Origin of the sequence: [Mycobacterium] stephanolepidis, assembly GCF_002356335.1 — a bacterium.
In the GTDB taxonomy this organism is placed as follows: Bacteria; Actinomycetota; Actinomycetes; order Mycobacteriales; family Mycobacteriaceae; genus Mycobacterium; species Mycobacterium stephanolepidis.
This window is the reverse complement of sequence record NZ_AP018165.1, coordinates 4,373,432-4,386,085: the sequence shown is the minus strand read 5'-3', so window position 1 is coordinate 4,386,085 and position 12,654 is coordinate 4,373,432. Positions and strand designations below refer to the sequence as shown.

General features: G+C 64.5%; 11 protein-coding genes. 9 read left to right on the top strand and 2 right to left on the bottom strand.

Annotated features, from left to right (window positions below):
• Positions 1-58: 58 nt before the first annotated feature.
• A complete protein-coding gene (locus MSTE_RS21830) occupies positions 59-1,354 on the top strand; it encodes an adenylosuccinate synthase (protein ID WP_096504357.1) in 1,296 nt (431 codons plus the stop codon).
• The gene (locus MSTE_RS21825) at positions 1,351-2,013 is read left to right on the top strand and encodes a PaaI family thioesterase (RefSeq protein WP_162291496.1); all 663 of its coding nucleotides are present in this window, start codon (positions 1,351-1,353) and stop codon (positions 2,011-2,013) included. Before MSTE_RS21830 ends, MSTE_RS21825 begins: the two co-directional genes overlap by 4 nt.
• Positions 2,014-2,017: 4 nt before the next feature.
• On the opposite strand, the gene MSTE_RS21820 is transcribed toward MSTE_RS21825, so the two are convergent.
• Positions 2,018-3,601, bottom strand: coding sequence for a Na+/H+ antiporter (locus MSTE_RS21820; protein WP_096504353.1), 1,584 nt, complete (start codon positions 3,599-3,601; stop codon positions 2,018-2,020).
• Between the two features lie 60 nt (positions 3,602-3,661).
• On the opposite strand from MSTE_RS21820, the gene MSTE_RS21815 reads away from it, so the two are divergent.
• From MSTE_RS21815 to MSTE_RS21785, 7 genes are all read left to right on the top strand, one after another.
• Positions 3,662-3,979 carry a UBP-type zinc finger domain-containing protein gene (locus MSTE_RS21815; RefSeq protein WP_096504351.1) on the top strand — a complete coding sequence of 106 codons (318 nt, stop codon included), beginning with the start codon at positions 3,662-3,664 and terminating at the stop codon, positions 3,977-3,979.
• A gap of 71 nt (positions 3,980-4,050) precedes the next feature.
• On the top strand, positions 4,051-5,415 hold the full coding sequence (gene purT, locus MSTE_RS21810; RefSeq protein WP_096504349.1) for a formate-dependent phosphoribosylglycinamide formyltransferase: 1,365 nt from the start codon (positions 4,051-4,053) through the stop codon (positions 5,413-5,415).
• Positions 5,412-5,861: an Rv0361 family membrane protein gene (locus MSTE_RS21805; protein ID WP_096504347.1), complete on the top strand. Its 450-nt coding sequence runs from the start codon at positions 5,412-5,414 to the stop codon at positions 5,859-5,861. Before purT ends, MSTE_RS21805 begins: the two co-directional genes overlap by 4 nt.
• Before the next feature lie 11 nt (positions 5,862-5,872).
• On the top strand, positions 5,873-6,298 hold the full coding sequence (locus MSTE_RS21800; protein ID WP_096506245.1) for a rhodanese-like domain-containing protein: 426 nt from the start codon (positions 5,873-5,875) through the stop codon (positions 6,296-6,298).
• Positions 6,295-7,527: an O-succinylhomoserine sulfhydrylase gene (locus MSTE_RS21795; protein WP_096506243.1), complete on the top strand. Its 1,233-nt coding sequence runs from the start codon at positions 6,295-6,297 to the stop codon at positions 7,525-7,527. The genes MSTE_RS21800 and MSTE_RS21795 overlap by 4 nt, the downstream gene beginning before the upstream one ends.
• 62 nt (positions 7,528-7,589) lie before the next feature.
• The gene (locus MSTE_RS21790) at positions 7,590-8,063 is read left to right on the top strand and encodes a hypothetical protein (RefSeq protein WP_096504345.1); all 474 of its coding nucleotides are present in this window, start codon (positions 7,590-7,592) and stop codon (positions 8,061-8,063) included.
• Positions 8,064-8,073: 10 nt separating this feature from the next.
• Complete coding sequence (locus MSTE_RS21785; RefSeq protein ID WP_162291495.1) at positions 8,074-11,067, top strand: MMPL/RND family transporter; 2,994 nt, start codon at positions 8,074-8,076, stop codon at positions 11,065-11,067.
• Between the two features lie 14 nt (positions 11,068-11,081).
• On the opposite strand, the gene MSTE_RS21780 is transcribed toward MSTE_RS21785, so the two are convergent.
• Positions 11,082-12,584 carry a carotenoid oxygenase family protein gene (locus MSTE_RS21780; protein WP_096504343.1) on the bottom strand — a complete coding sequence of 501 codons (1,503 nt, stop codon included), beginning with the start codon at positions 12,582-12,584 and terminating at the stop codon, positions 11,082-11,084.
• Between the last annotated feature and the right edge of the window lie 70 nt (positions 12,585-12,654).

The window sequence follows — 12,654 nt, the reverse complement described above, 5'->3', positions numbered from 1 at the left end:
CGCTGCGCCGCGATGGCCCGCGGTGGGGGCTGCCAACAGGGAAGCGCAGAGAACGCACATGCCGGCAATAGTCCTGATCGGCGCCCAGTGGGGCGACGAGGGGAAAGGCAAGGCAACCGACCTGCTCGGTGGCTCGGTTCAATGGGTAGTCCGCTACCAGGGCGGTAACAACGCCGGACACACCGTGGTCTTACCCAACGGGGAGAACTTCGCCTTGCACCTCATCCCGTCGGGGATCCTCACCCCGGGGGTGACGAACGTCATCGGCAACGGGGTCGTCGTCGATCCGGGCGTGCTCTTGACCGAGCTCGCGGGTCTGGAGCAGCGGGGTATCGACACCTCGGGTCTCATCTTGTCCGCCGACGCGCATCTGCTGATGCCGTATCACGTCGCGATCGACAAGGTGACCGAAAGGTACCTGGGATCCAAGAAGATTGGCACCACCGGCCGTGGTATCGGCCCCTGCTATCAGGACAAGGTGGCGCGCATCGGGATCCGGGTCGCCGATGTTCTGGACGAGGAATCTCTGCGTCAAAAGGTCCATGCCGCACTGGAATTCAAAAACCAGGTGCTGGTCAAGATCTACAACCGCAAGGCGCTCGATCCGGATCAGGTTGTCGACGGCGTGCTGGAGCAGGCCGAGGGATTCAAGCATCGCATTGCCGACGCGCGTCTTGAGCTCAACCAGGCGCTGGAACGCGGTGAGACGGTGCTGCTGGAGGGATCGCAGGGCACGCTGCTCGACGTCGATCACGGCACCTATCCCTTTGTGACGTCCTCTAATCCGACGGCAGGCGGGGCCTCCGTGGGGTCCGGTATCGGGCCCACCCGGATCACCACCGTGCTCGGGATTCTCAAGGCGTACACCACCCGTGTCGGTTCGGGTCCGTTCCCCACCGAGCTGTTCGACGAGCATGGCGCCTATCTGGCCAAGACCGGCGGTGAGGTGGGCGTCACCACCGGGCGCGCCCGGCGCTGTGGATGGTTCGACGCCGTCATCGCCCGGTACGCCACCCGGGTCAACGGCATCACCGACTACTTCCTGACCAAGCTGGACGTGCTGTCGAGCCTGCAGACCGTTCCGATCTGTGTCGGGTATGAGGTGGATGGCAGGCGCACCAACGAAATGCCGATGACCCAGAGCGAGATCTACCGCGCCACACCGGTTTACGAAGAGCTTCCGGGTTGGTGGGAGGACATCTCCGCGGCCCGCGAGTTCAGCGATCTGCCCGCCAAGGCGCAGGACTACGTGTTGCGTCTCGAAGAGCTCGCCGGTGCGCCGATGTCGTGCATCGGCGTTGGGCCGGGCCGCGATCAGACGATTGTGCGGCGGGACATACTCTCGAAGCCATGACTGCCGACGGGGACAGACTCGCCGCACTGCATGAAGAGATGAATCGGGCCATCCGTGAAATCCGTGGCGGGGGTTTTCCCCAGTACTCGCCGTCCTCGGTGGGACCCGGATTCGGCCGGTTCCTGACTGCTACGCGGCGGCTTCAGGATCTCGCGGTATCGGCTGATATGGACGATCCGCGCTGGGACGAGGCGGCCGATCTCACCGAGAAGCTCGTCGAGCTGATGGACCCGTATGAGGCGCCCGAGGGTGTCGGACCTGCCAATCGGGTCGCCGACGAGCCCGCCAACGGGCACCTGTTGCTGCCGCCGTGGTTCATCGACAAGGCCGGACCGGACGGTATCGAGGCGCACGGTGACTTCCCGCGGTTCTACCTCGGCGGCAATGGCGCCGTACACGGCGGCATCCTGCCGCTGCTGTTCGATCATCTCTTCGGGATGACGGTGATCATGGCGGGCCGCACCATCAGCCGTACGGCCTTCCTGCACGTCAACTACCGTCAGGTGGTGCCGGTGGGTGTGCCCCTGACGGCCGGCAGCCGCATCGACGAGGTGGATCGCCGCAAGGCGTTCGTCTCGGCGGAGCTCTATGACGCACAGGGGACGGTGCTGGCCGATGCCAATGGGCTGATGGTCCAGCTGCTGCCCGGCCAGCCGTGACGGGCTACCTGTCGGCCTGATTCATGGTGGCCTCTTCGAGGTCCAGTCCACGCAACACGGTGCGCAGCACCTCGTCGTCGATGTTGCCCGCATCGCGTTCGGCGATGAACACTTCACGCTCCTTCTCGAGCATCTCCAGCCGCAGGTTCCGGAACGCGGCCATCGGGCTCTCGCCGGCGTCCTCATCGCTACGTCCGAGGCGCTCCCACGCCGCGTTGCGGCGCCGGGTGTTCCAGTGCCGCAGGATCTCCGCGGCCCGGCTGCGCACATTGGTGTCCTCGATGCCGTCGTTGTCATCCAGGAGCTCCTCAAGACGATCGGCCGCCGCGCGGGCCGCCTTGTCCTGGGCGGCGGCCTCGGCCAGGGCGTCCTTGCGTTCATCGTCGCTCTGCACGCCCAGCACCCGGATCACCCACGGCAACGTAAGACCGTGCAGCAGAAGGGTTCCCACCACCACCACCACAAAGGTGAGGAACACGATGTGCGGATGCCCGGGCAGTGGTTCGCCGGTGACGGTGGACAGTGGCACGGCGAAGGCCATCGCCAGCGACACCACACCGCGCATCCCGGCCCACGCCACCACGAAAACTCCACGTGCCGACGGGCGTTGGCCGGGCGGGCGCATATAGGCGAATGCGAAGACGAACACGATGCGGACCACGATGACGGTGGCCAGCACCGCGATCGAAGACAGCGCGATGGTGGCGAAGGACAGACCTCGTAGTCCTTCCACGACCTTGGGCAGTTGCAACCCGATGAGCAGGAATGCGAAGGATTCGAGCAGCAGCTGCACGGCCTTCCACACCGCATCGTCCTGTAGCCGGGTGGCGTATCCGGCATGGACCGAGCGGTGTCCCAGCATCAGGCCTGCGACCACCACCGCGATCACGCCGGAGCCGTGTATCTCCTCGGCGAGCAGGTAGGCGAAGAACGGCACCACCAGGCCGATGGCGCTCTCGGACAGCGGATCGTCGAGCTTGCAGCGGATGATGTTGACCAGTTTTCCGATGACAACCCCGACGAGCACTCCACCGACGGCCGCGAGCGCAAAGATCTTGAGCCCGTCGGCCACGGTGGCGCCGAGCCCGATCGCCGCGGCGATCGCGACCCGATAGGCGGTGAGTGCGGTGGCGTCGTTGAGCAGACTCTCGCCGCCCAGCAGCGTCATGATGTTGCGCGGCAGTCCCAGGCGGCGGCCGATGGCGGTGGCCGATACCGCATCGGGCGGTGCCACGATGGCGCCGAGCACCATCGCGCCGGCCAGCGGCAGTTCGGGAACGGCGTAGAACGCCACGAAGCCCACCGCGACCGTGGTGACCAGCGGAAGCACCACGGCCAGGCTGCTGACCGCCCGCACGTTCTTGCGCAGGTTCACGTAGGAGCTTTCCAGCGCCGTGGTGTACAGCAGCGGCGGCAGAATCACGAACAGCACCAGGTCCGGATCCATCTCGATGGACGGCAGGCCCGGGATGGCGGTGGCCGCCAAACCCGCCACAACCAGTACCAACGGGGTGGGGAGCCCGAATCGCCGGGAAATCGCTGCCAGGACGAGGGCGGCCGTGAGTACTGCCAGCAGTGAAACGTTCACCTTCGTATTCTGTGCGGAGAGTGGTCCTGGCACCTAAGCGGGCACATTGAGAGGGCATGTATGAAGCGGCTGGTCCGGCGCGGATCTGCCGCGCCCGCGTCGACACCGGGGCAGGGCCCCTGTCCGGAGCTGGCGGCCGCCACCGGGCCCGACCCCGAACCCAGGACCCCCGGGCATTGCGAGGACTGCGCCGCGCTGGGTGAGCAGGTCTGGGCCCATTTGCGGATGTGCCTGGAATGCGGCCGGGTGAGCTGCTGCGATTCCAGTCCCCACCAGCACGCCACCGCACATTTTCACGCCTCGGGACACCCGGTGATGCGTTCCCATGAGCCCGGTGAGGATTGGCGCTGGTGCTATATCCACAGCACTCTGGGTTGAGGATGTGTGGCAATCTGGCACGCTAGGCACGGTCCAACAGGGCAACAGACCGACCGGAAGGCGTAAAAGACATCGTGGTGACGCAGGAGGGTTCGCCCCCCAGCGAGCAAGGGTCGACGGCGTCAACTGACACCGTGGAGCCCGGGCCCGCCGAGACGGCGCCGGTGACCGAGGACGCCATCCGTGCCACCAACGGCGCCAAGGTGCCCAAAGCCACCACGGCTGTGAAGCCCGCCGTCGAGACGGCGGCGCCCGCCGGGGACACACCGGAACCTGCCGCGCCGAACCGCACGACGGTGATGCTGCTGGGCTCGGGTGAGCTCGCCAGGGAGCTGGTCATCTCCTTTCAGCGCCTGGGCGCTGAGGTGGTTGTGGTGGACGCCGGCACGCCCGGGCCCGCCCAGGATGCGGCGGACCGTTCGGTGCTCGCATCGATCGGCGAGTCGGAGACCTTGTTCGAGCTCGTCGAGAAGGAACGGCCCCGGTTCGTGGTGCCGCTGGTAGAGACGGCCTCGGTCGATGCGCTCGAGAAACTCGCCGACGGCAAGGTCACCCAGGTCATTCCGACTGCCAAGGCCGTGCGCCTTGCCGGCGATCGTGAGGCGATGCGGCGGATGGCGGCCGAGGAACTCGGCTTGCCCACACCCGCCTACTGGTTCGCGAACTCGGTCGAGGAACTGCACAAGGTTCTCGAAACCGCGGGTTTCCCGGTAGTGGTGCGCCCGGTGTCGGCCGCCTACGGCCAGGGCGAATCGGTGGTGTTGCGGGAGAGCGACGCGGAACCGGCATGGGATCAGGCCGTCGCGGCGAACATCGGCGACATCCAGCGAGTGCTGGTGGAAACCGTGGTGGAGATCGACTACGAGATCACGCTGCTGACGGTGCGCACGGCCGGGGTCGGCGGTGCGACCAGACTGTACTTCTGCGAGCCCATCGCACACCGCCAGAGTGGCACCGACGCGATGCAGATGTGGCAGCCGCAGCCGCTGAGTCAGGCGGCGCTCGAGCTGGCGCGGTCGATTGCCGCCCGCGCGGTCAATGCCCTTGGTGGGCACGGTGTTTACGGTGTCGAGCTGTTCGTCCGCGGTGACGAGGTGTACTTCTGTGATGTGAGTGCGCGGCCCTACGACTCCGGGCTGGTGACGGTGCGATCGCAGCGGTTGTCCGAGTTCGATATGCACGCGCGCGCGGTGCTGGGGGTCCCGATCGACACCATTTTGGTGTCGACGGCGGCCGCCGAGCTGGTCTACGGCGACGGTCAGGGTCCGTCGCCGCGGCAGCTCGATGAGGCGTTGCAGATACCTGAGAGCGATGTTCGGGTGTTCGGGCATTCGGAGATCCACCGGCGCCGCCGTGTCGGGTTGGCATTGGCCACCGCGCCCAACACGGCGCTGGCGATGAGCCGCGCGCATCAGGTCGCCAGGCATCTGCGGTGACACCCGAGGAGCAGGTGGAATCCGAGGATCGCGGGAGTATCTGCCCGTTCATCGCCGGGGCGGTGATCTTTGGAATCGTGGTGATCGGTATTGCGGTATCGACGTTCTTCCGGTCGGGTGACGGTCTCACCGAAGAGGGCAGGGTAGGGCAGTCCGTCATCGCGCAGAACGACGCGCTGCAGCGACGTGCCTATGCCGACTATGTGGCCGGCAGCTGCCGAGCCATCGTCAGCCCGGAACAGAATGTGATTGCCGCGCAGGACAAATCCGAGGCGGCGCGTGGAAACCGGTATGTGGACGACGTCAAGGACGTCAAGATCACCGGGGACACCGCCACCGCCACGGTGACCTATCACTACATGAAAACCGAGGACACCAAGCTCACCGCGGACGTCTCCTTCGTCAAGGAAGACGGCTCGTGGAGGGTGTGCAGCCAGTACCAATAGACTGGCTCTTCGTGGGCTACGCAGGAGATATCACCCCTGAGGCGGCGTGGGCGCTGCTGAAGGAAAACCCAGAGGCCGTTCTTGTCGATGTGCGCACGTCGGCGGAGTGGAAGTGGGTCGGGATTCCCGACCTCACCGAGCTCGGTCGCGATGTCGTGTACATCGAGTGGGTGCGCTCTAACGGCGAACGCAATGAGCAGTTCCTGGAGGAGCTGGCGGCTGCCGGTGTGACCGGGCCCTCCGAGGGCGATGACCGCCCGGTGATCTTCCTGTGCCGTTCTGGTAACCGGTCCATCGGCTCGGCGGAGTTGGCCACCGAGGCGGGAATCTCCCCGTCCTACAACGTGCTTGACGGGTTCGAGGGCAACCTTGATGAGAACCGGCACCGTGGCGGCGTCGGGTGGCGTGCCATCGGTCTGCCGTGGCGGCAGTCATGAACCAGACTCCTGACGGCGTTCCCTCGGTCCGCATACCCAAGGCGCTGCCCGACGGCGTGAGCCAGGCGACCATCGGCGTGCGCGGTGGGCTGCTGCGCTCCGAGTTCGAGGAGACCGCCGAGGCGATGTACCTGACTTCCGGGTACGTCTACGAGAGTGCGGCCGCCGCCGAACGCGCCTTCACCGGCGAGGTCGACCGGTACGTGTACTCCCGATACGGCAACCCGACGATCTCCATGTTCGAGGAGCGGCTGCGGCTCATCGAGGGTGCCGAGGCGGCATTCGCGACGGCAACGGGCATGTCGGCCGTTTTCACCGCACTGGGCGCGTTGCTCGGTGCCGGTGACAGGCTGGTCGCTGCCCGGAGCCTGTTCGGGTCCTGTTTCGTGGTCTGCAACGAGATCCTGCCGCGCTGGGGTGTGGAGACCGTGTTCGTCGACGGTGAGGACCTCTCCCAGTGGGAGGAGGCGCTGTCCGTACCCACGCAGGCTGTCTTCTTCGAAACCCCTTCCAACCCGATGCAATCACTGGTCGACATCGAGGCGGTGTGCCGGCTGGCGCATGCTGCGGGCGCAAAGGTGGTGCTGGACAACGTCTTTGCCACCCCGCTCTTGCAACAGGGTATTCCGCTGGGTGCCGATGTGGTGGTCTATTCCGGCACCAAGCACATCGACGGGCAGGGCCGAGTGCTCGGCGGCGCCATCTTGGGCGAGACCGAATACATCGAGGGTCCCGTCAAGACGCTGATGCGGCACACCGGGCCCGCGCTGAGCCCCTTCAATGCCTGGACGCTAGTGAAAGGCCTTGAAACACTCGATCTTCGGGTGCGGCACGCCAACGAATCCGCCTCCAAGATCGCGCAGTTCCTGGAACAGCATCCCGCGGTGCGCTGGGTGCGGTACCCGTTCCTGTCGAGCCATCCTCAGTACGAGCTGGCCAAGCGGCAGATGCGCGGCGGAGGGACAGTCGTCACCTTCGAGCTCGACGCTGATGGCGACGCGGGCAAGCAGCGTGCCTTCGAGGTGCTCGACGGGACCTCGCTCATCGACATCTCGAACAACCTGGGTGACTCCAAGTCGCTCATCACCCATCCCGCCACCACCACCCACCGCGCCATGGGTCCGGACGGGCGTGCGGCGATCGGGCTCTCCGACGGCGTGGTGCGTTTGTCGGTCGGGCTGGAGTCCACCGAGGACCTCATCGCTGATCTGGAACGGGCACTCGGCTAATTCGGGCTAGCTTTAGTTAGCAGGGGCTAGCACTAAGGGCGAAGCCTTTGTAGTATCCCGTCATGACGCAACGAAGCGTTCATTTCGCGGTATTGGTGTTTGCCGCCGTGATGATGTCGCAGGCCCTGAGCGCTTGCTCGATGTCCGATTTCGTGGGTGGCGCCGTAGAGCGCACCACATATCCGCCGGTCACGCCCATTCCACCGCCCCCGCCCGGTGTAAACGTTCTGCCCTCAGACTTTCCGCGTGATATCCCGGTCATCAAAGGCACATATCGCCAGGATGCCGAGGGCAGTTCTCGGACCTTGGCGGTCAGCGGCGTAGACGCCTCAGCGGTCGCCGCGGCGGGCAAGCTCCTGACCGATGCGGGATTCGAGCATCAAACCGTGGTGGGCCAGGACGCCTACCTCAACAGCCGATACACCGTGCTGGTGGTCGGCGACGACCTCGGTGGAACCTTCACCCTGCGCTACACCGTCATGCCGATGACCGGCGTGCCGGGCATGCCCAGTGTCACCTTTCCGCCGTTGATCTGAGGAGCCCAGGATGTCGCACCAATACAGTCCGGCGTTCGAGCGGGCCGGGCGTTTCGTGGCCAAGCACGCAAAGCTGGTGATACTGGCGTGGATAGCGGTCGCTGTTCTGGTCAATGCCGCCTGGCCGCAGCTGGAGCGGGTCGCCAACGAACACTCGGTCAGTCCACTGCCGACGGGCGAAGTGAGCCCGGCGTTGGCATCGATGAAGGAGATGGGAAAGGCGTTCGGCCGTCCCGGAATCGATAACGCCGTCATCATCGTCATGCACAGCGACAAGGGATTTGACGCCGAGTCGCAGGCTCGGTACTCGGCGCTGATCGATCGACTGGGCGCGAACAAGGAGTACGTCACCTTTGTGCAGGATCAGCTGGGCGATCCGCGGATGCGCAGTAACCCGGTGGCGCGCAAGCAGGTTCTCAGCGAGGACGGCACCACGTGGTACGCGATGGCGGGATTGGCCGGGGACCTTGGTACCCCGTTGGCGCAGAGGGCATATCGCTCTGTTGATGATTTGGTGAAGCAGACCTTCGCCGGATCGGCCACCACGGCGAACATCACCGGTGCGGCGGGCACCATCACCGATATGGGCAACGCCGCGCTCGGCGACCTGCCCAAGATCGGGGCGGTGACGGTGGTCGTCATCGGCCTCATCTTGTTGTTGGTCTTCCGGTCGTGGTTCACCGCGATGCTGCCGCTGCTGGTGATGGGGATGAGTCTGCTCATCGCGCGCGGGGTTATCGCCGGACTTGCCGATCGGAGCCTGGTCCCGGTGTCCTCGGTGTCTGCCGGGTTGATGATGGCCGTGCTGATGGGGGCGAGCGTCAATTACACGGTGTTCCTGGTGAGTCGGTACCACGAGCGAATTCGCGCGGGGGAGGCGCCGCCGGATGCTCTGGCGCATGCCTGTGGCTCGATGACCAGGGTTATCCTGGCGACGGCGGCGACAGTGGCGATCGCCAACATCGCGCAGTTGACCGCCAAGCTGGCCTTTCTCGCGGCGGCCGGTCCGGCGGTGTCCATGGGGGTGATCGTCGCGTTCTTCGTGGTCACCACGCTGCTACCGGCGACGCTGAGCCTGGCCGCCAAGCGCGGGTTGGGGCTGCCGGGGCCCGATCGGGCCGGCGTGTATTGGCACCGCATGGGGGTGAACATCGTGCGGCACCCCTGGCCGGTCTTCGGCGCGGCAATCGTGATCCTCTTGGCGGCCGCATCCTTCGTCCCCTTCATGCGACCGAGTTTCGACATGTCGCGGGTGCTGCCGGATTCGGCTCAATCGAACCAGGGTATGCGCATCCTCAATGCCCACTTTCCCGCCAATTCGGTTATGCCACAATATCTTCTGGTACAGGCGCCGTCGGATCTGCGCAATCCGCGTGCGCTGGCCGATCTTGACCAGATGGCCGAACGCATCTCCCAACTCCCAGGCGTCGGGAAGGTCGTCGGCATCACCCGCCCCGACGGCAACAAGCTCACTCAGGCCACATTGGCATGGCAGATCGGATACATGGGAACGCAGATCGACAAGACGGGCGGACAGGTCAACGCCGACCTGCGGCCGCAGCTCGAGCGGATGTCCAAGCTCGCCGATGTCATGTCGGCCATGACCAATGAGCTGGGCGACGGGGACCTGGTACGGATGCAGCAGATGATGCCGCAGATGTTGTCGATGGCCAAAGAGGTTGAAGGGCAGCTTGATCGGTATCATTCGCTGATATCGCAGATGGGCACGGTGGCGGGGATGGTGGATCAGCTGGCCACGATGGGTCCCTCGGTCGAGGCGACCTTTTCGGCGCTCGATGCCGGGGCGTCGTTGACCCAGACGCTGGCCGAATCCCCTTTCTGCCCAGTGCAACCCGATTGTGTGAAGCTGCGTGATCAGCTCGTTGAGCTACGCGACAAGGGGCCACTGGCCTCGGCGGAAAACCTGCGCGAGTCGGTGCGGGCGGTCACCGGCGGCAAGACGATCACTCAGCTGCTGGGTGATATGAACAATCAGTTCAAGCAGATTCGCGGATTGCTCGCGAAATTGCCCGAGATGGAACGCAAGTTTGAACGCATCTCCGGCTACTTTCAGCAGCTCCAGGGGCTGGGTGTCGACATGAACTCCGTCAAGACGATGGGCGTGCGGATCCGCGACCTGAACACCCAACTTGAGGACACCGTACGGTCCATGGGCGAGGCGGCCGTAACCCTGCAGACGATTGGCAAAGACTCCAATTCGCCTGCCGCATCAGGGTTCTCCGTGCCGGGGACGATGTTGCAGAATCCTGGATTCAAGGAGTTGAGCTCGGCATTTCTGCAGGACGGCGGGCGTACTGCCATGTATCTGGTTCAGTCACCGCTCAATCCCTATGGGCCCGAGGCGATGCAGCTGAGTCGCGATATGGAGCGCGTCGGCAGTGAGGCGACTCCCAACACCGCCCTGGCCGGTGCCACGGTGTCGGTGGGCGGTTTTCCCGCCATCAACGCCGATCTGAAGAAGGCCTACGACAGCGATCTTCGCGAGATCATCGTTGTCACTCTCCTCATCATCTTCGTGGTGATGTGCCTGTTGCTGCGGGCGGTGGTGGCACCGTTGTACCTGTTGGGCACGGTGCTGCTCACCTATATCGCCTCACTGGGCATCGGCGTGCTGGTGTTCCAGGTTCTTCTTGGGCAACAGCTGGATTGGGCGGTCCCGGCCATGACGTTCGTGTTGATTGTGGCCGTCGGCGCCGACTACAACATGTTGTTCATCTCGCGCCTGAGGGAGGAGAGTGCCCGGGGCATGCGGCTTGGCATCATCCGGACCGTGCGTCAGACCGGATCGGTGATCACCTCGGCCGGCCTGGTGTTCGCCGCCAGTCTGCTGGGGATGATGGTTGGCTCGGTCAATCAGATGGTGCAGATGGGATTCATCATCGGCGTAGGGATCTTGCTGGACACCTTCATCGTCAGGACGCTGATGGTGCCGACCTTGGCTCAGGCCTTCGGCAAGCTGAGCTGGTGGCCCTCCAAGGCGTGACAGGGATCGGCCCGTTAGGCCACTAGCGTCGGATGCGGTAGCGGTGCAAACGGGTTGGCCACCCGCCGGGTGAACGTGCCGTGGAACCCTATCGGTAGGTGGTGCGTCAGGTGGGCCACCGCCAGTGGGCCCTGTTCGACGTCACGCGCATCGAGAATGACCAGTTGCGAACGGTTTTCGACCAGGTCATGGTTGACCGTGAGTAGCCAGCCGTCATCTTGTGCCGAGTCCTTATCGCGTGGCACAAAGAGGGGTTCGCAGACCGAGGCCTTCCCGAAATCGCAGTGTGTCATGGTGCCGGTGCGATGGTCGAACTTGAAGATGCCGTTGTAGTGGCCTTGGTGTTCCAGCGTGCCTGCGGTGTAGGTGATCTGATGATTGCGGGTGGACTGCCGCCAGTCATATTGCGGGAATTCAATTTTCGCGGACTGTGATACCACTTCCTCGGTAATCTTGCCGCTGGGCGAGATGCGGAATCTGACCAGGTGGCTGTCCGGCCATTCGCGGACCACCAGATGATTGTGAGGATTTGGGTGGTTCTTCGGCCCCATCGCGGCATGCAGTGATCGCCGCAGAAACTCGAGGCTCTCATATCTGACGAACTCGACTACCGCATCTGCGCCGTCCTGGAAAGCGTTGGTGACATGGATGTGGGTCTGCGGCGCGTGTTCGATGACGATGGGTTTGGATCCGTCGCGGGGCACCAGGATGAACTTGGTGCTGCCATTGGTCAGCTGGTACTCGAGACTTTCGTCGAAACGCTTGCCGCGCAGGAGCTGGCCGATGTTGGGGCGGATCGGGTCGAGCACGAAGACCAGATACTTCTCGGTCAGTGCGAAATCGTGGTTCCAGCCCATATCCCACAGGGTCACCGAATTGATCTGCGAGAGTTGACCGCTGGGGCTCACCCGGTAGCAGCGCAGTCGTGGCGTGGGAAAGACATCCAGACCGAAGTTGAACATCTCGCCGGTGACGGGGTCCCATTTCGGGTGTGCCGAGAAGGCGCCGACATATCCGAGCTTGCCCTTGAAGTCGTTGGTGCCCAGCGTCTCCAGGGTGTCGGGGTCCAGCCGATGTGGTGGCCCGCCCTCCCAGAGTGCCAGCATTTCCCCGGCCAGTGACACGATATTGGTGTTCGCGGTGTTGGCCGGCAATTGGAGGTTGGCCAGTAGTTTCCCCGGCACCTGGGTAGTGATCCCGGGTCTGCGCATCGGGCCCTGAAATCCGTCCCGGAACTGTTGGGTGCGCACATATCGGTTGGTGAAGCGGACCGAGGAACCGTCCAGGATGAAGCGGGACACCATGCCGTCGGCGTCGAACATCGTTCGCAGCACGGTGGTGCCCACCTCGAACTTGCCGGGACCGATGCGGAACAGCGTGCCGGTCAGCGCTGGCGGCAAGGTGCCGTCGATATCGGTGACCTGGTAGTCGTGTTCGTGCAGTTGAGACTCGAAGGGACGGGAAATGAGCTCTTCGAAGTCCGTGTCGGGGGCAGAATGCTCGGGCGCGAGTGTCATGAAATCTCCTAGACCGCGTTGTCGGACAGTTTCTGATGACGTGTGTCCTCAACATTAGCGAGTAGGTTGC

Coding starts and splice junctions, on each gene's coding strand:
- MSTE_RS21825 (WP_162291496.1), top strand. CDS start 1,351: ATGACTGCCGACGGGGACAGACTCGCCGCACTGCATGAAGAGATGAAT.
- MSTE_RS21780 (WP_096504343.1), bottom strand. CDS start 12,584: ATGACACTCGCGCCCGAGCATTCTGCCCCCGACACGGACTTCGAAGAG.
- MSTE_RS21785 (WP_162291495.1), top strand. CDS start 8,074: ATGTCGCACCAATACAGTCCGGCGTTCGAGCGGGCCGGGCGTTTCGTG.
- MSTE_RS21830 (WP_096504357.1), top strand. CDS start 59: ATGCCGGCAATAGTCCTGATCGGCGCCCAGTGGGGCGACGAGGGGAAA.
- MSTE_RS21790 (WP_096504345.1), top strand. CDS start 7,590: ATGACGCAACGAAGCGTTCATTTCGCGGTATTGGTGTTTGCCGCCGTG.
- MSTE_RS21795 (WP_096506243.1), top strand. CDS start 6,295: ATGAACCAGACTCCTGACGGCGTTCCCTCGGTCCGCATACCCAAGGCG.
- MSTE_RS21815 (WP_096504351.1), top strand. CDS start 3,662: ATGAAGCGGCTGGTCCGGCGCGGATCTGCCGCGCCCGCGTCGACACCG.